Origin of the sequence: Bacillus sp. ILBB4 (genome assembly GCF_035064545.1) — a bacterium.
Lineage (GTDB): Bacteria > Bacillota > Bacilli > Bacillales > Bacillaceae_H > Priestia.
Map to the genome: position 1 here is coordinate 122,800 of NZ_JAIQVD010000005.1, position 23,372 is coordinate 146,171.

Here is a 23,372-nt window from a genome sequence, read left to right on the forward strand (position 1 = left end):
TGATGGTGAATTCCTTTTGGTTAAAGGATGCTGTTGGCGTATTAAGTAGAATGTATTATAGTGATAAAATGTCTATTTTTTCGTTGTTTTATGCGAAATTCTCGAGAATTTTAGAAACGAGGCTAGCATAAATGTATTGAATTTGTTTATAATGAATGGTATGTATTTATTCGTTTCCATCATTTACACATATGATGAATTGATTTAATAGATTTTCGATATACATAGCCATAGAAAGGATGTGCCAGATTTGAGTTTAGCACAGTACTCAAAAACGGATTTAAAAGAAATGTCGATGATTGAGATTGCTTATGCGCTTCTAGAAGAAAAAACAGATCGTCAAGCAATGTCATTCCAAGAAATTATTGCTGAAATTAAAGCAGCAGCTGAAATGTCAGATCAAGAATTAAAAACGAGATTAGCTCAGTTTTATACAGATATTAATATTGATGGTCGCTTTTTAACAGTAGGGGACAACCACTGGGGTCTTCGTGGATGGTATCCTTTTGACCAAGCTGAAGAAGAAGTTATTCCGGTTGCAAAACCTAAAAAGAAAAAAGCGAAAAAAGCTGTTGTTGAAGAAGTTGAAGATTTTGATGATTTAGAAGAAGATTTGGATTATGAAGATGTTGATGATCTAGACGAAGAAGAAGATTTTGAAGACATTGACGAGCTAGAAGAAGATGAAGATGATCTTGCAGAAGACGATTTTGACGATTTAGAAGATGATCTAGACGATGATGAGGAAGACGAAGAAGAAGATTATGAGGACGAAAAAGAAAAATAATCCTTCTTGACTTTTTCAAGCGAAGTAGGTAGAATCTTTTTTGGGCTCTTTAAACAAGCATTTAAAAAGTTTTTATTTAAAATAGACTATTGCTCCCAATCCAGTTTTGGTATTGGGAGCAATTTTTTTATTTTATCTATCCATGTTTTACACCCCGATATGTTCTTATAAATCCTTGATAGAAACTTTCTTTTGGTTCTTGAACGTTTCACATTCATAAGGTTTCTTATAATTTCGCATGCACAATGAATGAATTGTGATTGTTTATGTGAAAACTTTTAATATTGTACAGTTCAAATTATTTAGAGGGGGAAGTATAGATGACAAAGTATATTTTCGTAACAGGCGGTGTTGTATCATCTCTAGGAAAAGGGATTACAGCAGCTTCTTTAGGCCGTTTATTAAAAAACCGTGGGTTGAACGTAACGATTCAAAAGTTTGATCCATACATTAACGTAGACCCAGGAACAATGAGTCCATACCAACACGGTGAGGTATTCGTAACGGATGACGGCGCGGAAACAGACTTAGACTTAGGTCACTATGAGCGTTTTATCGATATCAACTTAAATCGCTACAGCAACGTAACAACAGGTAAAGTATATTCAACAGTATTGAAAAAAGAGCGTCGCGGTGATTATTTAGGCGGAACAGTTCAGGTTATTCCGCACATCACAAATGAAATTAAAGAACGCGTTTTCCGTGCAGGTAAAGAAACAAATGCGGACGTTGTTATTACTGAAATCGGCGGAACGGTAGGAGATATTGAATCACTTCCTTTCCTAGAAGCTATTCGTCAAATCAAAAGCGATATTGGCCGTGACAACGTTATGTATATCCACTGTACACTTGTGCCATATTTAAAAGCTGCTGGTGAAATGAAAACAAAACCAACACAGCATAGTGTAAAAGAATTACGTAGCTTAGGTATTCAGCCAAATGTTATCGTTGTTCGTACGGAAATGCCAATTTCTGAAGATATGAAAGACAAGCTAGCTTTATTCTGCGACATTGATCCAAAAGCGGTTATTGAGTGTGCAGACGCTGAAACATTATATGAAATTCCACTATCTCTACAAGAGCAGCACCTAGATCAAATCACATGCGATCACTTGAAATTAGATTGCAAAGAAGCAGAAATGACTGAGTGGAAAGCACTGGTTGAGAAAGTAAAAGGACTTTCAAATACGACAAAAATTGCATTGGTTGGTAAGTATGTAGAGCTTCAAGATGCTTATATTTCTGTCGTAGAAGCAATGAAACATGCTGGATATGCATTCGATGCAGATGTAAACATTAAGTGGGTAAATTCTGAATTTGTAACAAAAGAAAATGTTCAAGATTTACTTGGCGATGTAGACGGTATCTTAGTTCCAGGTGGATTTGGTGATCGTGGAATTGAAGGTAAAATTGTAGCAACACAATATGCACGTGAGCAAAAGGTTCCATTCTTAGGTATTTGCTTAGGTATGCAGCTGGCATCAGTTGAGTTTGCACGTAATGTATTAGGATTAGAAGGCGCACATTCAGCGGAAATTGCACCTGAAACAAATTATCCAATTATCGACTTATTACCAGAACAAAAAGACGTAGAGGACCTAGGCGGTACACTGCGTTTAGGACTATATCCTTGTAAATTGTCTGAAGATACGCTTGCATATGAAGCATATCAAGATGAAGTGGTATATGAGCGTCATCGTCACCGTTATGAATTTAATAACGAATACCGTCAACAAATGGAAGAGAAAGGTTTTATCTTCTCTGGTACAAGCCCAGACGGCCGTTTAATTGAAATTGTAGAGCTAAAAGATCACCCATGGTTCTTGGCTTCACAATTCCACCCAGAGTTCACATCTCGTCCAACAAGACCGCAACCATTGTTCAGAGAATTTATTCGCGCATCAATGGAGTCAAGCCAAAACAAATAAGTGAAATAAAAAACACGCTGTCTTTAGACAGCGTGTTTTTTATTCATATTCTTCTACGATTTCTTTTAATGTGAAAGTTAAACCGTAGTACGCGTATAAAGCGACCATCATTGCTGGAAAACCAAATCTTGAGCCGTCTTCTCCAGGAATAAGCGGCTTTAACAATTTTGTATCAATATGAGCATCTGCGAGTGCTGTTAAAGAAGGTTCGGCTATCTCTTTAGGAACAGCAGCAATACTAACAAATGGAATATCCTGTTTCTTTAAACGTTCAGCTATTTCCACTGCTTTATTATCTGTTGAAAATCGAGAGACAAGCAGTACGCGATCAACGCTAGTCAGCTGATCTAATTCATGTAAAGGCAAAGCTTTTGCCTGACTTAAAGGTTCCGCACTGCTTAGTGCTTCAAGCGTAATGGCGTGCATTTCTTCTACACCATAAATATAGATAAATCCTTTTCCGACAGAGGCCTGTGCTAAAATACGCGCGGCATCTTCAAATTGGAATTCTTCTTGTTCTTCAATTCGTTTAAAAAAACCTGAAAGTTGAGTTGTGAAAATTTTAAGCATAGAATCTCCCTTCGATTTAAGCGGCTAAAGCCGTCTATCTACACATTATCAACGAAAAAAGCTATCTGTATTCTATCTTGAAATGAGCTACAATGAAAGTAAAGTGCAATGAAGTTAGATGGATGACAAAAAAAGCTATGTTTTGTAACAATTTCTCTAATAAGCAGGGATTTTTGTTTTAAAGGCGAAATACATATGTTAGTTTTGTCTGTAGAAGAGGAATATAAAAGGTGGGATTATATTGGCAGAGAAAATTTTAATTGTTGATGATCAGTATGGTATACGTATTTTATTAACGGAAGTGCTGCAAAAAGAAGGCTATACGACATTTCAAGCGGCGAACGGCTTCCAGGCGATTGATATTACAAAAGAGCAAGCACCGGATCTTGTCTTATTAGATATGAAAATTCCAGGAATGGATGGAATTGAAATTTTAAAAAGGTTAAAGCAGCACGATGAAACGATTAAAGTCATCATTATGACCGCTTATGGTGAATTGGATATGATTCAAGAAGCAAAAGATTTAGGAGCATTAACACACTTTGCAAAACCGTTTGATATTGATGAAATCCGAAAAGTTGTTAGGGAATATATACCAGTAAAGTCGAATTAAGGTTTTGGTAGGGTTTTCATCCTAACAAATTTTGAATATCAGCCTAAAAATGTTGCTGTTTTCATTGTTAGTTGGTATCCTAATTACTGTATTCATAATTCGACAATCTATTATGTAAAGATGCGCGTTGTTTCTACATGAAACACTCAATTCAAGAGCATACTATTTGAGTGTGCTTTTTGGTTAGCATCTAATCTAAGGTTGATTTTAAGGAGGATTTCAATATGCCTTTAGTATCAATGAAAGAAATGCTTATTACAGCAAAAGAACAAGGCTATGCAGTAGGTCAATTTAACTTAAATAACTTAGAGTTTACTCAAGCTATTCTTCAAGCAGCAAAAGAAGAAAACTCTCCAGTTATTCTTGGTGTATCTGAAGGTGCAGCACGCTACATGGGCGGTTTCAAAACTGTTGTAGCAATGGTTGAAGCTCTAATCGAAGATTACGACGTTCAAGTACCAGTTGCAATTCACTTAGACCACGGTTCAAGCTTTGAATCATGTGCAAAAGCAATCCATGCTGGATTCACTTCTGTAATGATCGATGCTTCTCACCACCCATTTGAAGAAAACATTGCAATTACTTCTAAAGTAGTTGAACTAGCTCACTTCCACGGAGTATCTGTAGAAGCAGAACTAGGAACTGTTGGTGGACAAGAAGACGACGTTATTGCTGAGGGCGTTATCTATGCAGATGCTAACGAGTGTGAAGAACTTGTTAACCGTACAGGTATCGATTGCCTAGCTCCAGCATTAGGATCAGTTCACGGACCATACAAAGGTGAACCAAACCTAGGTTTTGCTGAAATGAAAGAAATCGGAGATCGTACAGGCTTACCATTAGTTTTACACGGTGGAACTGGTATTCCAACAAAAGATATCCAAAAATCAGTTTCTTTAGGTACTGCTAAAATCAACGTAAACACTGAAAACCAAATTGCTTCAGCTAAAGCTGTTCGTGAAGTATTAGCTGCGCAACCTGAACAATATGATCCACGTAAATACTTAGGACCTGCTCGCGAAGCAATCAAAGAAACGGTTCAAGGTAAAATGCGTGAATTCGGTTCTTCTAACAAAGCATAATTTGAAATCTTCGGATTGCCTGTTTGCAGTTAGTTGAGTCTGAAAAATAAAACCGTCTTATTTTTATTGTAAGGCGGTTTTATTTTTACTATAATTTTCTTATCATTCTGAATACATAACACAGGGGGATGGCATTCATGAAGTTTTTTATTGATACGGCTAATTTAGACGAAATTAAGGAAGCGCATTCATTAGGTTTGTTAGCGGGGGTTACAACAAATCCTAGTTTAGTAGCTAAAGAGAACATCACGTTTGAAGATCGTCTTCGTGAAATTACAGAGTTCGTTGAAGGATCTGTAAGTGCAGAAGTGATTGCGCTTGATGCAGAAGGCATGATTCGCGAAGGAAAAGAGCTTGCTGCGATTGCGCCGAATATTACAATCAAGGTACCGATGACTCCAGATGGCTTAAAAGCAGTAAAAGAATTTACTAGTTTAGGTATTAAGACAAACGTTACGCTTATTTTCTCAGCTAACCAAGCGTTAATGGCAGCAAGAGCAGGTGCTACTTACGTATCGCCTTTCTTAGGAAGATTAGACGATATTGGTTTTAACGGTCTCGATTTAATCTCAGATATCGCAGATATTTTTGCGATTCATGACATTCCATCAGAAATTATTGCAGCATCTATTCGTCATCCGATGCACGTAACAGAAGCTGCAAAAAATGGAGCACATATTGCGACAATTCCTTACAAAGTTTTAATGCAATTGTTCAAACATCCGTTAACAAACGCAGGAATTGACCGATTTTTGGCAGATTGGGAAAAACGAAATGTCTAAACATGTATAAATTTGTGTGGCATTTACCATCCTGACAGGTGAATGCCATATTTTTCTTTTATCTTGTCGAAACTATACATGATTTTTTCATTTTCGTGTACACTAGTAGGTAATAGGAAAAATAACCATTCTTTTAGGTATTCTTTGTACCAAAATTTTCCTCAATTACTAGGTGAGAAACTTTCTTTCACTAGAAGGGAGCTATAAATGGAAAAATTAAAAATACAAGGTGGCTTTACCTTAAGTGGATCCGTCCGCGTCAGTGGTGCTAAAAATAGTGCCGTTGCGCTTATTCCAGCAACAATTTTAGCCGAGTCACCTGTTACAATTGAAGGTCTGCCCGATATTTCAGACGTGCAGTTATTAGGGGATTTAGTTGAAGAAATTGGTGGGAAAGTAACCATTGATAACGACGAATTAACAGTAGATCCATCCGGAATGGTTGCAATGCCTTTACCGAACGGGAAAGTAAAAAAATTACGCGCTTCTTATTATTTAATGGGGGCGATGTTGGGACGCTTTAAAAAAGCGGTAGTTGGGCTTCCAGGTGGCTGTTACCTTGGTCCTAGACCAATCGATCAGCACATTAAAGGCTTTGAAGCTCTTGGCGCTAAAGTAACAAATGAACAAGGAGCTATTTACATTCGAGCTGAGGAACTGATTGGTGCTCGAATTTATTTAGACGTTGTTAGCGTGGGAGCAACAATCAATATTATGCTCGCTGCTGTAAGAGCAAAAGGGCGTACCGTTATTGAGAATGCTGCCAAAGAGCCTGAAATTATTGATGTAGCTACGTTACTGACAAGTATGGGTGCCCGTATTAAAGGTGCAGGTACAGATGTTATTCGAATTGATGGAGTAGATCAATTAAAAGGATGCCGTCATTCCATCATTCCAGACCGAATTGAAGCAGGCACATATATGATCATGGGAGCGAGTATGGGAAAAGAAGTTGTTGTTGACAACGTTATCCCTCAGCATTTGGAGTCATTAACGGCTAAAATGCGTGAGATGGGTATTCATATCGAAACAAGCTCAGATCAGATTCTTGTAGCGACTCGTCAGCTATTGAAGCCCGTAGATATTAAGACGCTAGTATATCCAGGTTTTCCAACTGATTTACAGCAGCCATTTACGACGCTTCTAACAAGAGCGTCTGGTACAAGCGTTGTGACGGATACAATTTACGGTGCAAGGTTTAAGCATATTGATGAACTGAGACGAATGAATGCATCTGTTAAGGTAGAAGGACGTTCTGCTATTATTAATGGCCCCATTCACTTACAAGGTGCACGTGTGAAAGCGTCGGACTTACGAGCAGGAGCAGCTCTCGTAACCGCTGGCTTAATGGCCAAAGGGATTACAGAGGTAACGGGTTTAGAGCACATTGACCGAGGTTACAGTCATTTAGTAGACAAGCTATCGGATTTAGGGGCAATGATTTGGCGTGAAGAGATGACTCAAGAGGAAATTGAGCAATTTCAAAATTCATAGAGGCAAATCGGTGCCACAGTCATGAAAGCAAAGTTTAGAAATGAGCTTTTTAATAAGCTACACAGGCGTAGGAGCGTTCTTCTATGTCTGTGTAGCTTATATATTTATGAATAGGGTAAATAGATAAAAAGGGAAGCTAAAAGATAAATTTCACTTCTTAATTTTAACGTCCAGTTTATTTCCTTTAATGTGAAATTATGAAAAGGTTTTCCTCGCTTCTCGTAAGCTATTAAATTTCCTTTTTTTTATTCATCTTCTAAAGTAAAAAAAGATTGATTAAAAAGATAGAAAAAGGTTAGAATATAAATTGCTACGTTAAATTTATCAAGATAATATAAATGGTTTTATGTCGGAATTATTCTTCTAAAAGTGTATAGTTAATCAATTGATTCTACTTATTATACTTCAAAGGTTATATTCTCCATTTTCACAGATTTATTCCATCCATATCATCTCTCAATTTTATATTTGAATTTAATATGGGAGGAACGGTTAAAAATTATTCATTATAAAGCGTGGTGTCCTAATGAACTTAACATTATCCAGTTTAGAAAATATGAAATTAAAAGAGCTATATGAACATGCTCGTGAGTATAAAGTTTCGTACTATAGTAAATTAACGAAAAAAGAACTTGTCTTTGCTATTTTAAAGGCTCAAGCTGAACAAGATGGGCTTTTATTTATGGAAGGCGTTCTTGAAATTATTCAGTCAGAAGGATTCGGTTTCTTACGACCAATTAACTATTCACCGAGTTCAGAAGATATTTATATCTCAGCTTCACAAATTCGTCGCTTCGATCTGCGTAATGGAGACAAGGTATCGGGGAAAGTTCGTCCTCCAAAAGAAAATGAGCGCTACTACGGATTATTACATGTAGAAGCAGTAAACGGAGAAGATCCGGAAACGTCAAAAGATCGCGTGCATTTTCCAGCGCTAACGCCAATTTATCCAAATGAGCAAATGCTGCTAGAAACTCAGCCAAGAAGTTTCTCTACGCGTATTATTGACTTGATTTCACCAATTGGATTTGGGCAAAGGGGACTAATTGTCGCGCCGCCAAAAGCAGGTAAAACGATGCTGTTAAAAGAAATTGCTAATAGCATTACAACAAATCATCCTGATGCAGAATTGATTGTCCTTCTTATCGATGAGCGTCCTGAGGAAGTGACGGACATTGAGCGTTCGGTTGACGGTGATGTTGTCAGTTCTACATTTGACGAAGTGCCAGAAAACCACATTAAAGTAGCGGAACTTGTCCTTGAACGTGCGATGAGATTAGTCGAACACAAAAAAGATGTTGTCATTTTGATGGATAGCATCACAAGACTTGCTCGTGCTTATAACTTAGTTATTCCACCGAGCGGTCGTACACTATCAGGGGGTATTGACCCAGCTGCTTTTCACCGTCCAAAACGATTCTTTGGAGCTGCTCGTAACATTGAAGATGGAGGCAGCTTAACCATTCTAGCAACAGCCTTAATTGATACAGGCTCTCGTATGGATGATGTTATTTATGAAGAATTTAAAGGTACAGGTAACATGGAACTGCATCTAGATCGTTCACTGGCTGAAAAACGTATCTTCCCTGCGATTGATATTCGTCGCTCAGGCACACGTAAAGAAGAGCTGTTAATTCCAAAAGAGCATTTAGACCATTTATGGGCAATTCGTAAATCAATGGCAGATGCTCCTGATTTTGCAGAAAAATTCTTAAAACGTTTACGTCAAACAAAGACAAATGAAGAGTTCTTCTCGATGTTAACGGAAGAGAAAAAAACGCTTCTAGCAAATAAACGATAAGTTATAAAACATGTGGTTGCAAAAGCATACAACCCTTGTTATAATTTCATCATGTGTGTTGATAAAGTACACAGTGAAATAGTTATTATTTCATCACTATCTTTATCAATAAACTCTGTTTCAGAATGATTCAGGGCGGAAGGAGATGAAACGAATGAAAACAGGAATTCATCCAAACTATAAAACAGTTATGGTTAAATGTACTTGCGGAAACGAATTTGAAAGTGGTTCTGTAAAAGAAGAGATCCGCGTTGAGACTTGTTCTGAATGTCACCCATTCTACACTGGTCGTCAAAAATTCGCTGAAGCTGGTGGCCGTGTTGATCGCTTCAACAAAAAATACGGTCTTAAATAATCACATTGTCGAAACAAACAGGCAAGTAGCTTAACTTCTTGCCTGTTTTTTTGCTTATAAAAGTAGAAAAACAGTGTCTGCTTGATAAAAAAGTGGGTACTTTATCATAAGAATAAGATCTACATAGAAGACGTAGATTAAGTTAGTAGCGGTTCGCTCAGAAACGGAACGAGAAGAAGGGAGAGTCCCGCAGTGGTGTACGTAATGAAACAAAGCGGTTGGATAGAAGTAATTTGTGGCAGTATGTTTTCAGGGAAATCAGAAGAGTTGATTCGACGTGTGCGCCGTACGCAGTTTGCTAAACAAAAAGCACAAGTATTCAAGCCTGCAATTGATAATCGATATAGCGAAGAAGCTGTCGTTTCACATAATGGTACATCTGTTATGGCTTATTCAATCTCGGCATCGCGCGATATTTTAAAGCGAGTAAATGAAGAGACAGACGTAGTAGCGATAGACGAAGTACAGTTTTTTGACACAGATATTTTAGAAATTGTTCAATCTTTAGCAGATCAAGGCTTTCGTGTAATTGTAGCGGGATTAGATCAAGACTTCAAAGGTGAACCTTTTGGACAAATGCCGCAGTTAATGGCTATTGCAGAGTCGGTAACAAAGCTACAGGCCGTGTGCGCTTCATGTGGCTCTCCTGCGAGCCGTACGCAGCGTTTGATTAACGGTGAGCCTGCTTCTTATGACGACCCTATTATTTTAGTCGGTGCGTCGGAATCGTACGAACCAAGATGTCGTCATTGCCACGTTGTGCAAAAGTCTAAAGGACAAGCTGTGTCTGTGGACTCAAGCGAAATGGTCGAAAAATAAAGCAAGAATTTTATGATGATAAAAACAGAACGCGCAGTTCTGTTTTTTTGTTCATATACGTGTATTAACAAGGTTTTGACTCTATTTTAAAGCTATACTATAATTACAATGTTATGGATAAAGAATGAGGTGAATGACGTGTTTGATCGTTTAGAAGCGGTAGAGGCGCGCTATGAGAAGTTAAACGAACTTCTGAGTGACCCTGAGATCGTAAACAACCCCTCTAAGTTGAGAGAATATTCGAAGGAACAATCAGATATACAACAAACGGTAGCCGCTTATCAGGAATACAAAGATGTAAAAGAGCAGTTATCAGAAGCGAAAACGATGCTTGAAGATAAGCTTGATGCAGATATGCGTGACATGGTAAAAGAAGAAATTGCCGAGTTAGAAACGCAGCAAGAAGAGCTAGTTGAAAAGCTACGTATTTTATTAATTCCAAAAGATCCAAACGATGATAAAAACGTAATCATGGAGGTTCGTGGAGCGGCTGGTGGAGATGAAGCAGCATTATTCGCAGCTAATTTGTACCGCATGTATTCGCGCTTTGCTGAATCACAAGGCTGGAAAACAGAAGTAATGGAAGCAACGACTACTGGAGTAGGCGGTTATAAAGAAATTATCTTTATGATTAACGGTAAAGGTGCGTACTCAAAGATGAAATTTGAAAACGGTGCACACCGTGTTCAACGAGTTCCTGAAACAGAATCAGGCGGTCGTATTCATACGTCTACAGCAACGGTAGCATGTCTTCCTGAAGCGGAAGAAGTCGAAGTGGACATCCATGAAAAAGACATCCGTGTAGATACATTTGCTTCAAGTGGACCTGGTGGCCAAAGTGTTAATACGACGATGTCAGCCGTTCGTTTAACGCATTTACCAACAAATACAGTGGTATCATGTCAAGATGAAAAGTCTCAGATTAAAAATAAAGAAAAAGCAATGAAAGTATTGCGTGCTCGCGTGTACGATAAGTTCCAGCGAGAAGCACAAGCAGAGTACGATGCAACGCGCAAACAAGCAGTTGGATCAGGAGATCGCTCCGAGCGTATCCGTACGTATAACTTCCCGCAAAATCGCGTAACGGACCACCGTATTGGTCTGACGATTCAAAAGCTAGATCAAATCTTAGAAGGCAAGCTTGATGAAATTATCGATGCATTAGTCATGGAAGACCAAGCGCGCCGAATGGAAGATTCGAACTAATGAAAATATTTGAAGCCCTTAAGTGGGCTTCTTCTTTTTTGAAAGAGGCAAAGCGAGATGAAAACGCGGGAGAACTCTTGCTTCGCCATCACTTGCAGATGACGAGAACTCATTTGCTAGGTTCTCTGCAGGAAGAACTAGAAGAAGAAATCCTAAAAAGATTTGAACAAGATGTTCATGCTCATAAAGCAGGTATGCCTGTACAATATCTAATCGGGACAGAAGAATTTTACGGGCGTTCATTTATTGTAAACGAACATGTATTAATTCCAAGACCCGAAACGGAAGAGCTGGTATACGGAATGATTTCTCGAATAAAAAAAGAATTTCAACACCAGCCTATTGAGCTTGTAGATATTGGAACGGGAAGTGGGGCAATTGCTATCACTTTAGCTTTGGAGCTTGACAGAGTGGAAGTTACAGCAACAGATATAGCTATAGAATCTTTAAGCGTAGCCAAAGAAAATGCTCAAAACTTGGACGCTGCTGTCACGTTTATACAGGGAGATCTATTACAACCATTTCTATTATCGAATCAGAAATTTGATGTAATTGTGTCTAATCCGCCTTATATTCCAGCAGATGATGAGTTGTCCACAGTGGTAAAAGATCATGAGCCAAACCGAGCTCTTTTTGGTGGAAAAGATGGCCTGGATTTTTATCGACGTTTCATGGAAGAGTTGCCATATGTGACGAAGTCAAATAGTATTATTGGATTTGAAGTTGGGGCAGGACAGACAAAAGATGTAGCTGAGATGCTGCAAAAAACGTTTCCGACAGCTTTTGTAGAATGTGTATATGATATTAATGGAAAAGATCGAATGGTTTTTGCACAACTTCGCGAGAACTAAAAAATCAGAGGGAATAATTTTCCCTTTGATTTTTGAAAATCATGCATTTTTTTACTAAATTACTAGTTTAAGATATCTTGCTTTCGGCCATACTGTTCCTATGAAAGGGCGGTGGCCGAAATGAAGAAATATGCTATCATTTATTTTATTTTATTAATTATTGGAGCAAATGCTCAACTTATATATACACATAACCAAGTGCAGGCAGATCAGCCTGCAGTCATTCCAGACGAGGCAATTCGACTGCGCATTTTAGCAAACAGCGACGGTGAAAAAGACCAGTACGTAAAACGTCTGATTCGTGACCGCGTGAACGAACAAATCACAGAATGGGTAAAAGATTTAACATCTGTAACTGTAGCTCGAAAAACAATTAAAGAAAATTTGCCGGCGCTTGAAACAATTGCGAAAGAAGTGCTAAAAGAAGAGGGCGTAAATGAATCTGTTCATGTTAAATTCGGAAAAGTAGAGTTTCCTACTAAGTTGTACGGTCAGTTTTTATATCCAGCAGGTGAGTATGAAGCCGTGCTTATTACTCTTGGCAAAGGAGAGGGAGCAAACTGGTGGTGTGTACTATTTCCTCCTTTATGCTTCTTAGATTTCTCAAACGGTGAAGCGGTAAAAGCGCCGGAGCCATCTGAAGAAGAGCCAAAGGAAGAAAAAGAGAAACCAGCAGCTTCTGAATCAAAATCTGCAGACAAAACAGATGACAAATCGGCTGAAAGTAAAGAGCCTGCAGTGAAAACAGAAATTCAATCTGCAACTATTACATCGGATTCTATTGAGCAGAAAGCTGAGGAATCTTCTCAACCAACAGTATCTTCTAAAGAAGCAATTGCAAAAGATACAAGTACAGTAAAGGAAGACACAAGTGCTAAGGCTGAAAAAAAGGAAAGTAAAGAAGCCGAAAAGTCTGTTTCATCTAAGAAAAAAGCTGATTCTAAATCAAAAGAAGATTCTGTAGAAGTTAAGTTTTTTGTAGTGGAATGGGTATCGTCAGTATTTAATTAATAGAATCATTAAAAATAAAATTCAGTTCTACTTTTTTTAATCATCTCATAGATTTGTTACTAGAAAACAAGTTGAGGTGATTAAAATGAGAGAACAATTAAAAATTGCCAGTGAAAATGATTATATTCGAATTCAGCAGTTTTTACAAAAAGCGGGCATCAGCACAGCAGGTGTGGAAGAGCATATTCATCAATTTGTCATAATGGAAAATGAAGAAGGCGAGCTGCTAGCAACAGTTGGGTTTGAAAAAGAAGGTGTGGATGGAATTCTCCGCTCCCTTGTGGTGTCTCCTTCTTTAATGCAATCTGATATTCTGCTGCTATTTAAAAGCATCGTCCAGCTGGCTCAAAAGCATGGCGTGAAGCAACTATATTTACTAACAAATAAGGCATCTTCTCTACATTTTTTTCAAATGATGAATTTTCAGCAAACATCTTACAGTGCACTGCCTGAGTTGTTAAAAGAACATTCTTATTTAAAAAAGTTACCAAACCCTCAGGATGTCTATGTGATGTTTTATGCAGCTAGTTAAAAGAAAATGTGGATAAATCATTTTAATAGGGTATCCACAATGTTATTCACAAAAACACAAGCTTTATCCACATTTTGTGGATAAAGCTTGTTTGTTGATATAATGAATGCATGTATTTTACTATCTTTGATACATATTGTACTTTTAAAGTAAAAAAAACCTAGATATAGAAAGAAAAAGGAGTTGAAGAAGATGGAAACTAAGTTATGGGTTGTGGATAATTTTACGAACGAAAAAGATATTTATCCACAGATAGAAGAAGCAGCAGATTTGCTGCGCAATCACGAAGTGGTTGCTTTTCCTACAGAGACGGTGTATGGATTAGGAGGAGACGCAACATCGGATAAAGCTGTGGATAAAATTTTTGCAGCGAAAGGACGTCCTAGTGATAACCCTCTTATTGTTCATATTGGAGATAAAGAGCAGCTTCATACATTTGTAGAGTCGATTCCTTCAAAAGCAGAGAAAGTGATTGATGCTTTTTGGCCGGGTCCTCTTACAGTAATATTACCCAAAAAAGATCGAGTTTCAGATAAGGTTACGGCTGGTTTAAACAGCATCGCAGTGAGAATGCCCTCACATCCAGTAGCCCTCGCATTATTAAAAAAAGTGGCTTTGCCTATCGCAGCTCCTAGTGCAAACCTTTCCGGCAAGCCAAGTCCCACTCTAGCTCATCATGTGATGAATGATTTAGAAGGGCGTATTAGCGGAGTTGTAGATGGAGGAGCAACAGGGGTAGGAGTAGAGTCAACTGTCCTTGATTGTACAGAAGAGATTCCTATCATTTTACGGCCGGGCGGCATTACTCAGAAAGAGTTGGAAAATGTCATTGGTCCCGTAAAAGTAGATCGAGCGTTACTAAGTGATAAAGAAGCGCCAAAATCTCCAGGTATGAAATACACGCATTACGCACCTGATGCACCGCTTGTCATCGTTGACGGCAGTTCAGATTTTTTCCAGTCTATTATTGATGGCTATAAAGATCAGGGTAAGCGAGTGGGGGTATTAACGACATCTGAACATGAAGATGCGTATAAAGCGGATGCGGTTATCACATGTGGATCTCGTTCAAATTTAGAGACGGTTGCTAGCCATTTATACGAGTCGCTTCGTTCATTTAATGAGTGTGACGTAGATATTATCGTTAGTGAAAGTTTTTCTGAAGAAGGAGTCGGTCATGCCGTTATGAACCGATTAATGAAAGCTGCAGGACATCACGTGATTAAGCAATAAAATTCATCTTCTAAACCTTTTCGAATGTGCATATTTTGAAATAGGAGCACGTCCGAGGAGGGTAAAGATGAATGTATCTCAGTTAATTAGTGAAATGATCACGTTAGTCATTATGGCGTTTGCCTTAGGAATGGATGCTTTCTCAGTTGGTTTGGGAATGGGATTAATTCGTTTACGCTTTCGCCAAATTTTCTACATTGGTGTTGTTATCGGTGTATTTCATATTTGGATGCCGCTGTTAGGCATGTTTATTGGACGACTTTTGTCTGATAAACTTGGAATGTTTGCTACCTATGGCGGTGGAATTTTATTGCTGATTCTTGGGGCGCAGATGATTTATTCCTCCTTTAAGCATGACGATACGCCGTTTATCAAACCAGTTGGCTTTGGACTGTTATTTTTTGCGCTCAGCGTGAGTCTAGATAGTTTTTCTGTTGGACTTAGCTTAGGTATTTTTGGAGCAAGAACGTTTTTGACCATTATTGTTTTTGGCGTAGTGAGTATGCTATTAACTTGGTTAGGACTGCTGCTAGGCAGAAGAGTGCAAGGCTGGCTTGGTTCATATAGTGAGGCACTGGGCGGAAGCATTTTATTAGCTTTTGGAATCAAATTGTTACTACCTTTTTAACTATATAAATAGGTAAAGGATCATGACCATTCAGGTTATGGTCTTTTTTTGCTTCTTTTGGATTGCAGCGATAAAAGAAGGAAAGCGAAGTCGTTTTTTCGAGATGGATGAAGTGGTAATGGATAAAAAATATCCGGAAAAGCTAACTGGATTTATGCAAGTAATAGAGATACAATAGGGTGGAATATCAACATAGTCGAACATAGTGAAAGCAAGGGAGGATGTATCTTGAAAAACATCTTATTTGTATGTACAGGAAACACGTGCCGCAGCCCTATGGCAGAAGCGTTGCTCAAAGCTAAAGAGATAGATGGAATAAACGTGAAGTCTGCAGGTGTATTCGCTTCAAATGGAAGTGAAGCTTCTGTTCATGCACAAGTTGCCCTTCACCAGAAAGGCATAGCTTGTTCTCATGCTTCGGCAGCATTAACGGAAGAACAATTGATGTGGGCTACTTATATTTTTACGATGACGGATCAGCATAAAATGCTGATTTTGAACCAAGCTCCATACGTAAGTGATAAATTATTTACGCTAAAAGAATTTGCCGACGAGCAAGGTGAAGTATCTGATCCGTTTGGCGGATCATTACAGACGTACGAACAGACTTTAGAAGAGTTAGAGCGTATGATTAACAAAATAGTCGACAAATTATAAAAGGTTCCATAAATTTTTGCTGACTTAAAATGAACAGAAATTTAATATAAGACGAAGGTATGTATGAGGAGGAAACAAAGATGAAAGTAGCTATTGCATCTGACCACGGAGGTATAAATTTGCGACAGGAAATTATCTCTTTAATGGAAGAATTAAATATTGAATATGTGGATTTAGGGTGTGAATGCACAGCGTCTGTAGACTATCCGGATTATGCACTTCCCGTTGCTCAAAAAGTGGCGAGCCAAGAAGTAAGTCGAGGCATTCTTATTTGTGGAACAGGCATCGGTATGAGTATAGCAGCTAATAAAGTAAAAGGAATTCGCTGCGCTCTAGTGCATGATACGTTCAGTGCAAAAGCAACAAGAGAACATAATGACAGCAACATTTTGGCAATGGGTGAACGTGTCATTGGGCCGGGACTTGCACGTGAAATTGCGAAAATTTGGTTAATGACAGAATTTGAAGGCGGCCGACATGAAAATCGCGTGAATAAAATTAAACAGTATGAGCACCAAAGCGATGCAACAGTAACTGTATAATGTGAACGTATTCAATGAAAGAAAGGAAGAAAAACGTGTCTGAACTTACGAAATGGAAAGAGCAGTTGGAAACAGTTTTATCTGATTTTTTAGCACAAGTGCAGTTGTCTTCAGAACATACACTTGTCATTGGATGCAGTACAAGCGAGGTAATTGGTGAAAAAATAGGAACCGCAGGCGCAATGGAAGTCGCAGAAATGATTTTTGATACACTAGCAGATTTTCGAAAAAAAACGGGTGTCCACTTAGCATTTCAATGCTGTGAACATCTCAATCGAGCACTGGTAGTAGAAAGAGAATTAGCTCGCAAAGAGCGTTTAGAAATCGTTAGTGTTGTTCCTATCCATAAAGCAGGCGGAGCGATGGCTACACAGGCCTATGGCCAGCTTAAAGATCCTGTTTTGGTAGAGTTTATTAAAGCTGATGCCGGTATTGATATTGGAGATACATTCATTGGTATGCATTTAAAGCATGTCGCAGTACCCGTTCGTTGTACGTTAAACGCAGTTGGACACGCTCATGTTACTGTAGCAAAGACGCGTCCAAAACTAATTGGTGGAATGAGAGCGTTTTACGAACTTTCGTAATTAAATATATTAAAATAATACACATTTTTTCTTTTTTATTCTAAATAAATCATGTTACAATGTAGTTGAATCAACAAATAACGAACATTGCGAATACGAAATGAGGAGAGGATTTTGATGGAGAAACAACTAATGCAACAAGATCCAGCAGTTTATAATGCGATCAAGGATGAATTACAAAGACAACGTACTAAGATTGAGCTAATTGCTTCAGAAAACTTTGTAACAACAGCGGTAATGGAAGCACAAGGTTCAGTTTTAACAAATAAATATGCTGAAGGCTATCCAGCTAAACGTTACTACGGCGGTTGTGAACACGTAGACGTAGTAGAAGACTTAGCTCGTGATCGTGCAAAAGAAATTTTCGGAGCAGAGCACGTGAATGTTCAACCTCACTCAGGTGCACAAGCAAACATGGCTGTATACTTCACTGTTTTAGAGGCTGGAGACACAGTACTTGGTATGAATTTATCGCACGGCGGTCACTTAACGCACGGAAGTCCTGTTAACTTTAGTGGTGTTCAGTACAATTTCATCGAATATGGCGTAGATCGTGAAACACATCGTATTAACTACGATGATGTATTAGAAAAAGCTCGTACACATAAGCCAAAATTAATTGTGGCTGGTGCAAGCGCATATCCACGCGCAATCGACTTCAAGCGTTTCCGTGAAATCGCTGATGAAGTAGGCGCTTATTTAATGGTAGACATGGCTCATATTGCTGGTCTAGTAGCTGCAGGACTTCATCAAAATCCTGTGCCACATGCTCATTTCGTTACAACTACAACACATAAAACACTACGTGGACCACGCGGCGGTATGATTTTATGTAAAGAAGAATTTGCGAAAAAGATTGATAAGTCAATCTTCCCTGGTATTCAAGGTGGTCCATTGATGCACGTGATCGCTGCAAAAGCAGTAGCATTTGGTGAAGCATTACAAGATGAATTTAAGCACTATGCTCAAAATATCATCGACAATGCTAATCGTTTAGCAGAAGGATTAAAGAAAGAAGGATTTGCTCTTGTATCTGAAGGAACAGACAATCACCTTGTGTTAATCGACGTAAGTTCAATGAATTTGACAGGTAAAGTAGCTGAAAAAGCACTTGATGATGTAGGTATTACAACAAACAAAAATACAATTCCTTACGATGAGCAAAGCCCATTTGTAACAAGCGGTATCCGTATTGGTACAGCTGCGGTTACAACTCGCGGATTTGGCTTAGAAGAGATGGATGAAATTGCTTCTATCATCGGATTAACGCTTAAAAATATTGAAGATGAAGAAAAGCTAGCTGAAGCTAAAACACGCGTTGAAGCTTTAACAAGCAAGTTTGAAATGTATAAATCACTTTAAGAGAGACAGGCCTTTGTGCCTGTTTTTTTATGGAGAAAGTGGTAGCAATTCAATCATTTTTTGAATAATGCTTGAACTCAAAAACTTTTTTCTGTAAAATGAATGCAATGTATAAATTTAATTAGCAAGAGATATGTTTTTACTAGTACGTACCATTCAATTCGTTGAATGGTATTTTAATGTGTACATCTTTATATATAAGGAGAGATATCAATGGGCAAAGTATACGTATTTGATCACCCGCTTATTCAACACAAATTAACTTACATACGCGATGTAAAAACGGGAACGAAAGAGTTTCGTGAATTAGTTGATGAAGTGGCAAGCTTAATGGCTTTTGAAGCGACACGTGATTTACCGCTAGAAGACGTTGAAATTGAAACACCGGTTTGCAAAACAAAGTCAAAAGTTATTGCAGGGAAAAAGCTTGGTATCGTTCCAATTCTTCGTGCTGGTATCGGCATGGTAGATGGATTTTTAAAACTAATGCCAGCTGCTAAAGTTGGACACGTTGGCTTATATCGTGATCCAGAAACATTACAGCCTGTTGAATATTATGTAAAGCTGCCTAATGATGTAGAAGAGCGTGACTTTATTGTAGTAGATCCTATGCTTGCAACAGGAGGGTCAGCTGTAGAAGCAATCAACTCTCTTAAAAAAAGAGGCGCCAAAAACATTAAATTTATGTGTTTAATTGCTGCTCCTGAAGGTGTGGAAATCGTAAAAGAAGCACACCCTGACGTAGATATTTACATTGCAGCATTAGATGAAAAGTTAAATGACCATGGATATATTGTTCCAGGTTTAGGTGATGCAGGGGATCGTTTATTCGGTACAAAATAATTTGTAGATTCGGGTGATGAACATGAAGCAGCCAATTAAAGTAATGACGATATTCGGGACAAGACCAGAAGCAATTAAAATGGCCCCTCTAGTGCTAGAGCTTAAAAATCGGCCGGAGGAGTTCGAAGCGATTGTTACAGTAACGGCTCAGCACCGTGAAATGTTAGACCAAGTATTGAGCATTTTTGACATTCAGCCTGACTATGACCTTAACATTATGAAAGATCGCCAAACTCTTATGGACGTAACGACCAGAGGATTAGAAGGTTTGGACGACGTAATGAAAAAAGTAAAGCCGGACATCGTACTTGTACACGGCGATACAACTACGACGTTTATTGCCGGACTAGCAGCTTTTTATAATCAAATTCAGGTGGGACATGTTGAAGCAGGTTTGCGCACATGGAATAAATATTCTCCATATCCGGAAGAAATGAACCGTCAGCTTACAGGCGTTCTCGCTGATTTGCACTTTGCTCCGACAGATAAGTCTGCAGCTAATTTGCAAGCAGAGAATAAAAAAGAAGAGCGAATCTTTGTGACTGGAAACACAGCTATCGATGCGTTAAAAACGACAGTAAAAGAGACATATGAGCATGAAGTGTTAACGAAATTGGGAGATGATCGTCTTATTTTATTAACGGCGCATCGCCGCGAAAATTTAGGCGAACCAATGAAAAACATGTTCCGTGCTGTTAAACGTATTGTGGATGAACATGAAGATGTGCAAGTTGTGTATCCTGTTCATTTGAATCCAGTAGTTAGAGAAACAGCAAACGATATCTTAGGAAATGACCCACGCATTCACTTAATTGAACCGTTAGATGTAATTGACTTCCATAACTTCGCTGAGCGCGCTCATATTATTTTGACAGATTCGGGCGGTGTTCAAGAAGAAGCTCCTTCATTAGGCGTACCTGTATTGGTACTTCGTGATACAACAGAGCGACCGGAAGGAATTGAAGCAGGAACGCTCAAACTAGCAGGAACGGAAGAAGAAACGATTTATGTGCTAGCAAAAGAGCTGTTAATAGATGAAGACGTATATAAGCAAATGTCACAAGCATCGAATCCTTACGGAGACGGCTTAGCTTCTAAACGCATTTGTGATGCTATTAGCTACTATTTCAACCGTCGTGAAAACAGACCGGAAGCTTTTAATCCGCTTTCGTAAGATTTCTAAACACCTTTCACATGAAAAGTGTCTCTTTGAGACACGATAGTGTGAGAGGTGTTTTTTTTATGTGGATTAAATGGTTAATGATTAGCTTTATATTGGGAAGCGGGGGAGGGCAAATGTCGCTCAATCCCACATTTCCTTCTATAAAACAAGAAATGCATCATCAAGAAAAATCAATAATTGTCATGATTAAAAAAGAAAAATTCGCCAAATTTAAAAGTCAGCTACAAAAAAATTATCCTAATATAAAGATTAAGAGCGAATTTCATACGGTGTTTACAGGACTTTCGTTAAACGGCTCCATTTCGGATTTGGAAAACCTATCTCATAATCCTTCTATTATTAGTTCACATTCTATTAAAAACTACCAGGTTGCAGAAGAAAATAGCGTAACCTTCATTGGCTCAGAACAGGTAAGAGGCTTATTTGATACTTATAATCAGCGCTTAACAGGAAAAGGGATCAAAGTAGGCGTCATCGATACGGGTGTTGATTATTCTCATCCCGATTTAAAACAAACCTACAGAGGAGGGTATGATGTAATAGATAAAGATTATGAGCCGATGGAAACCACTCGGGAGCAAGGAGAGCCTACTCTGCATGGCACTCATGTAGCTGGTATTATTGCAGCAAATGGAAATATTAAAGGTGTAGCACCTGAAGCAGAGATCTACGCATACCGAGCTCTTGGACCTGGAGGAGCTGGAACGTCTGAAAGTGTTATTCTAGCTATCGAAAAAGCAATTCAAGATGATGTAGATATTATTAATTTATCATTGGGAAATGATGTGAATGGTCCTGATTTACCAACAAGCTTAGCATTAGATCGGGCTGTTGAAAAAGGAATTGTAACGGTCACATCTAGCGGCAATTCAGGTCCAGGTTTATGGACCGTGGGTTCTCCAGGTACAGCGGGAAAAGCTATTTCCGTTGGCGCTTCTGTTTCCCCGACAACAGTTCAATTTCTAACAATTGGATTTAACAAAGAAAAAATTATGATGGCGCCAGTAGAAGGGTCTCGTCCATGGACGTTTAATCAAACGCTGCGTGTAATAAATGAAGAATACTCCAAAGAGAAAAAGCATGCGTTGGGTAACGTCATTTTGCTAAAAGCAGAAGGAAATGCGGTTGAAAAAAAGATTAAACAAGCTGAACAGGCTGGAGCAAAAGCTGTTCTTTTATATAGCCCGACTGAAAAAAGCATAATCGGTAAACTACAAGAGTCAGTAAATATTCCAGTGATATGGGTAAGTAAAAAAAGCGGTGATACCATTAATCAACACATTCAGTCTCAACAGCCATACTTACGCACTGGCAAGCAAGTGGTGCAAGACTTGCTCACATCTTTCAGTTCAAGAGGACCTGTAACGACTACTTGGGGAATCAAGCCGGACGTCGTCGCACCTGGTTACTTCATTAATAGTACAGTTCCTGGGGGATATGAACGCATGCATGGAACAAGTATGGCTGCGCCCCATGTAGCTGGAGCGTGCGCTCTTATTTTACAAGCTCACCCGAACTGGTCTCCTGAACAAGTCAAAGCTTCATTGATGAACACAAGTAAAGTAATGCAGCAGCTAAATGGCCAAACGTATCGCGTATATGAACAAGGAGCCGGGAGAATTCAAATAGCAAAAGCTGTCACAGCAGACTCCTTATTTTATCCATCTTCTTTATCTTTCGGTATTTTTACGCGCCCATCAAAGAAAGTCTTATCATTTAAAATTGATAATCAGTCTGATAAAGCAAAAACGTATCGCTTAAACGTTCCAAAAAGGGATGAAGGAGTGAACTGGGATGTTCCATTACCCGTCACGGTGCAGCCCCATCAGACAAAAGAAATAGCTGTCACTTTATCGGTGCAGCCCCGCTTTAAAAATAAAGGTATATATGACGGATATTTGGAAATAAATGATTCACGTGAAACATTTTCGCTTCCTTATATGTACATGGTTAGCATTCCAGATTATCCTCGTGTCATGGGATTGCAAGTAGCAGCGGAAAAAGAGAAAAATACGTATAGCTATGAACTGTTTTTGCCTGAAGGAGCAGATCAGTTAGGCGTGGCTCTTTTTGATAAGCAGTCTTTACAGTTTGTATCGTATTTAGATGTTGACGTTGATGTAGAAAGAGGCATGAGAAAACGAAAAATAACGATTGATGAATCGCTTGTACCGGGGTCGTACCAAATATTTGCATTTGTGAAAAAGCATAGACAAGAGCAGGTTGTACAAAGTACAATAACGATTGAATGAACCTCTTTAAATGTTTTCATTTGAAGAGGTTTTATGTGTGGCAGAAATGTGAACAATAAGAAGAGATTGTGAAGTTTTTAGCTTAAACACATTGACATTAAATATACGCTATTGTATGCTTACAGGGAATATAAATGATAAGGTTTTCAACCTGTGAAAACCGTTGATATTTCTGCGTATTTTATTAGCTGTTTTTACCTTTTTTAGCAATTTTTTTTGCCTTTCTATCATATATTGAGCTATAAAAACGATAG

The 23,372-nt window shown here is 38.5% G+C and carries 24 protein-coding genes; 23 read left to right on the forward strand and 1 reads right to left on the reverse strand.

All coding sequences use genetic code 11. The features are described from left to right. Positions 1 to 250: 250 nt before the first annotated feature. A complete protein-coding gene (gene rpoE / locus LAV82_RS21490) occupies positions 251 to 787 on the forward strand; it encodes a DNA-directed RNA polymerase subunit delta (RefSeq protein WP_013059830.1) in 537 nt (178 codons plus the stop codon). Between the two features lie 320 nt (positions 788 to 1,107). Continuing rightward, entirely contained in the window at positions 1,108 to 2,715 is a 1,608-nt protein-coding gene (gene pyrG, locus LAV82_RS21495) for a CTP synthase (RefSeq protein ID WP_013059829.1), read from the forward strand. 39 nt (positions 2,716 to 2,754) lie between these two features. Here pyrG and LAV82_RS21500 read toward each other — a convergent pair whose 3' ends face one another. Beyond that, positions 2,755 to 3,285 (reverse strand): DUF2529 family protein, encoded by a 531-nt coding sequence (locus LAV82_RS21500; RefSeq protein WP_098547065.1) that lies wholly within the window; start codon positions 3,283 to 3,285, stop codon positions 2,755 to 2,757. Positions 3,286 to 3,523: 238 nt separating this feature from the next. On the opposite strand from LAV82_RS21500, the gene LAV82_RS21505 reads away from it, so the two are divergent. From LAV82_RS21505 to LAV82_RS21605, 21 genes are all read left to right on the forward strand, one after another. Continuing rightward, complete coding sequence (locus LAV82_RS21505; RefSeq protein WP_087944205.1) at positions 3,524 to 3,898, forward strand: response regulator; 375 nt, start codon at positions 3,524 to 3,526, stop codon at positions 3,896 to 3,898. Positions 3,899 to 4,122: 224 nt separating this feature from the next. Then, a complete protein-coding gene (locus tag LAV82_RS21510; RefSeq protein ID WP_013059826.1) occupies positions 4,123 to 4,980 on the forward strand; it encodes a class II fructose-bisphosphate aldolase in 858 nt (285 codons plus the stop codon). A gap of 137 nt (positions 4,981 to 5,117) precedes the next feature. Beyond that, positions 5,118 to 5,762: a fructose-6-phosphate aldolase gene (gene fsa, locus LAV82_RS21515; protein WP_499716867.1), complete on the forward strand. Its 645-nt coding sequence runs from the start codon at positions 5,118 to 5,120 to the stop codon at positions 5,760 to 5,762. Between the two features lie 207 nt (positions 5,763 to 5,969). After that, a complete protein-coding gene (gene murA / locus LAV82_RS21520; protein ID WP_013059824.1) occupies positions 5,970 to 7,256 on the forward strand; it encodes a UDP-N-acetylglucosamine 1-carboxyvinyltransferase in 1,287 nt (428 codons plus the stop codon). Positions 7,257 to 7,782: 526 nt separating this feature from the next. After that, positions 7,783 to 9,057: a transcription termination factor Rho gene (gene rho, locus LAV82_RS21525; protein WP_013059823.1), complete on the forward strand. Its 1,275-nt coding sequence runs from the start codon at positions 7,783 to 7,785 to the stop codon at positions 9,055 to 9,057. Between the two features lie 154 nt (positions 9,058 to 9,211). Further along, positions 9,212 to 9,412 (forward strand): 50S ribosomal protein L31, encoded by a 201-nt coding sequence (gene rpmE, locus LAV82_RS21530; RefSeq protein ID WP_013085477.1) that lies wholly within the window; start codon positions 9,212 to 9,214, stop codon positions 9,410 to 9,412. A 204-nt stretch (positions 9,413 to 9,616) separates the two neighbouring features. Then, positions 9,617 to 10,231, forward strand: coding sequence for a thymidine kinase (locus LAV82_RS21535; RefSeq protein ID WP_153252841.1), 615 nt, complete (start codon positions 9,617 to 9,619; stop codon positions 10,229 to 10,231). Between the two features lie 138 nt (positions 10,232 to 10,369). Further along, on the forward strand, positions 10,370 to 11,437 hold the full coding sequence (gene prfA / locus LAV82_RS21540) for a peptide chain release factor 1 (protein ID WP_013059820.1): 1,068 nt from the start codon (positions 10,370 to 10,372) through the stop codon (positions 11,435 to 11,437). Further along, the gene (gene prmC / locus LAV82_RS21545; protein WP_211078622.1) at positions 11,437 to 12,288 is read left to right on the forward strand and encodes a peptide chain release factor N(5)-glutamine methyltransferase; all 852 of its coding nucleotides are present in this window, start codon (positions 11,437 to 11,439) and stop codon (positions 12,286 to 12,288) included. Before prfA ends, prmC begins: the two co-directional genes overlap by 1 nt. Positions 12,289 to 12,408: 120 nt before the next feature. Then, positions 12,409 to 13,299, forward strand: coding sequence for a stage II sporulation protein R (gene spoIIR / locus LAV82_RS21550; RefSeq protein WP_055991595.1), 891 nt, complete (start codon positions 12,409 to 12,411; stop codon positions 13,297 to 13,299). 85 nt (positions 13,300 to 13,384) lie between these two features. Next, a complete protein-coding gene (locus LAV82_RS21555; RefSeq protein WP_013059817.1) occupies positions 13,385 to 13,831 on the forward strand; it encodes a GNAT family N-acetyltransferase in 447 nt (148 codons plus the stop codon). 192 nt (positions 13,832 to 14,023) lie between these two features. Beyond that, positions 14,024 to 15,064 carry an L-threonylcarbamoyladenylate synthase gene (locus LAV82_RS21560; RefSeq protein WP_013059816.1) on the forward strand — a complete coding sequence of 347 codons (1,041 nt, stop codon included), beginning with the start codon at positions 14,024 to 14,026 and terminating at the stop codon, positions 15,062 to 15,064. A 67-nt stretch (positions 15,065 to 15,131) separates the two neighbouring features. Then, positions 15,132 to 15,692, forward strand: coding sequence for a manganese efflux pump MntP (locus tag LAV82_RS21565; protein WP_013059815.1), 561 nt, complete (start codon positions 15,132 to 15,134; stop codon positions 15,690 to 15,692). Positions 15,693 to 15,714: 22 nt separating this feature from the next. Beyond that, positions 15,715 to 15,870 carry a hypothetical protein gene (locus LAV82_RS21570; RefSeq protein ID WP_211078621.1) on the forward strand — a complete coding sequence of 52 codons (156 nt, stop codon included), beginning with the start codon at positions 15,715 to 15,717 and terminating at the stop codon, positions 15,868 to 15,870. A gap of 50 nt (positions 15,871 to 15,920) precedes the next feature. Continuing rightward, positions 15,921 to 16,349 carry a low molecular weight protein arginine phosphatase gene (locus LAV82_RS21575; RefSeq protein ID WP_013059814.1) on the forward strand — a complete coding sequence of 143 codons (429 nt, stop codon included), beginning with the start codon at positions 15,921 to 15,923 and terminating at the stop codon, positions 16,347 to 16,349. A gap of 80 nt (positions 16,350 to 16,429) precedes the next feature. Continuing rightward, positions 16,430 to 16,891 carry a ribose 5-phosphate isomerase B gene (rpiB, locus tag LAV82_RS21580; protein WP_013059813.1) on the forward strand — a complete coding sequence of 154 codons (462 nt, stop codon included), beginning with the start codon at positions 16,430 to 16,432 and terminating at the stop codon, positions 16,889 to 16,891. 35 nt (positions 16,892 to 16,926) lie between these two features. After that, positions 16,927 to 17,478, forward strand: coding sequence for a TIGR01440 family protein (locus tag LAV82_RS21585; RefSeq protein ID WP_029319400.1), 552 nt, complete (start codon positions 16,927 to 16,929; stop codon positions 17,476 to 17,478). Between the two features lie 117 nt (positions 17,479 to 17,595). After that, a complete protein-coding gene (glyA, locus tag LAV82_RS21590) occupies positions 17,596 to 18,840 on the forward strand; it encodes a serine hydroxymethyltransferase (protein WP_013059811.1) in 1,245 nt (414 codons plus the stop codon). A 213-nt stretch (positions 18,841 to 19,053) separates the two neighbouring features. Continuing rightward, on the forward strand, positions 19,054 to 19,683 hold the full coding sequence (upp, locus tag LAV82_RS21595; protein WP_013059810.1) for a uracil phosphoribosyltransferase: 630 nt from the start codon (positions 19,054 to 19,056) through the stop codon (positions 19,681 to 19,683). A gap of 22 nt (positions 19,684 to 19,705) precedes the next feature. Continuing rightward, positions 19,706 to 20,857: a non-hydrolyzing UDP-N-acetylglucosamine 2-epimerase gene (wecB, locus tag LAV82_RS21600; protein ID WP_499716868.1), complete on the forward strand. Its 1,152-nt coding sequence runs from the start codon at positions 19,706 to 19,708 to the stop codon at positions 20,855 to 20,857. 68 nt (positions 20,858 to 20,925) lie between these two features. After that, the gene (locus LAV82_RS21605; RefSeq protein ID WP_499716869.1) at positions 20,926 to 23,118 is read left to right on the forward strand and encodes a S8 family serine peptidase; all 2,193 of its coding nucleotides are present in this window, start codon (positions 20,926 to 20,928) and stop codon (positions 23,116 to 23,118) included. The last annotated feature ends 254 nt before the right edge of the window (positions 23,119 to 23,372 follow it).

Excerpts from the sequence above, each read along its gene's own strand:
- LAV82_RS21510 (WP_013059826.1), top strand. The coding sequence starts at position 4,123 with ATGCCTTTAGTATCAATGAAAGAAATGCTTATTACAGCAAAAGAACAA.
- pyrG (WP_013059829.1), top strand. The coding sequence starts at position 1,108 with ATGACAAAGTATATTTTCGTAACAGGCGGTGTTGTATCATCTCTAGGA.
- upp (WP_013059810.1), top strand. The coding sequence starts at position 19,054 with ATGGGCAAAGTATACGTATTTGATCACCCGCTTATTCAACACAAATTA.
- glyA (WP_013059811.1), top strand. The coding sequence starts at position 17,596 with ATGGAGAAACAACTAATGCAACAAGATCCAGCAGTTTATAATGCGATC.
- wecB (WP_499716868.1), top strand. The coding sequence starts at position 19,706 with ATGAAGCAGCCAATTAAAGTAATGACGATATTCGGGACAAGACCAGAA.
- LAV82_RS21605 (WP_499716869.1), top strand. The coding sequence starts at position 20,926 with ATGTGGATTAAATGGTTAATGATTAGCTTTATATTGGGAAGCGGGGGA.
- LAV82_RS21500 (WP_098547065.1), bottom strand. The coding sequence starts at position 3,285 with ATGCTTAAAATTTTCACAACTCAACTTTCAGGTTTTTTTAAACGAATT.
- LAV82_RS21560 (WP_013059816.1), top strand. The coding sequence starts at position 14,024 with ATGGAAACTAAGTTATGGGTTGTGGATAATTTTACGAACGAAAAAGAT.
- LAV82_RS21565 (WP_013059815.1), top strand. The coding sequence starts at position 15,132 with ATGAATGTATCTCAGTTAATTAGTGAAATGATCACGTTAGTCATTATG.
- fsa (WP_499716867.1), top strand. The coding sequence starts at position 5,118 with ATGAAGTTTTTTATTGATACGGCTAATTTAGACGAAATTAAGGAAGCG.
- spoIIR (WP_055991595.1), top strand. The coding sequence starts at position 12,409 with ATGAAGAAATATGCTATCATTTATTTTATTTTATTAATTATTGGAGCA.
- rpmE (WP_013085477.1), top strand. The coding sequence starts at position 9,212 with ATGAAAACAGGAATTCATCCAAACTATAAAACAGTTATGGTTAAATGT.
- LAV82_RS21535 (WP_153252841.1), top strand. The coding sequence starts at position 9,617 with ATGAAACAAAGCGGTTGGATAGAAGTAATTTGTGGCAGTATGTTTTCA.
- prmC (WP_211078622.1), top strand. The coding sequence starts at position 11,437 with ATGAAAATATTTGAAGCCCTTAAGTGGGCTTCTTCTTTTTTGAAAGAG.
- rho (WP_013059823.1), top strand. The coding sequence starts at position 7,783 with ATGAACTTAACATTATCCAGTTTAGAAAATATGAAATTAAAAGAGCTA.
- murA (WP_013059824.1), top strand. The coding sequence starts at position 5,970 with ATGGAAAAATTAAAAATACAAGGTGGCTTTACCTTAAGTGGATCCGTC.
- rpiB (WP_013059813.1), top strand. The coding sequence starts at position 16,430 with ATGAAAGTAGCTATTGCATCTGACCACGGAGGTATAAATTTGCGACAG.
- LAV82_RS21555 (WP_013059817.1), top strand. The coding sequence starts at position 13,385 with ATGAGAGAACAATTAAAAATTGCCAGTGAAAATGATTATATTCGAATT.
- LAV82_RS21570 (WP_211078621.1), top strand. The coding sequence starts at position 15,715 with ATGACCATTCAGGTTATGGTCTTTTTTTGCTTCTTTTGGATTGCAGCG.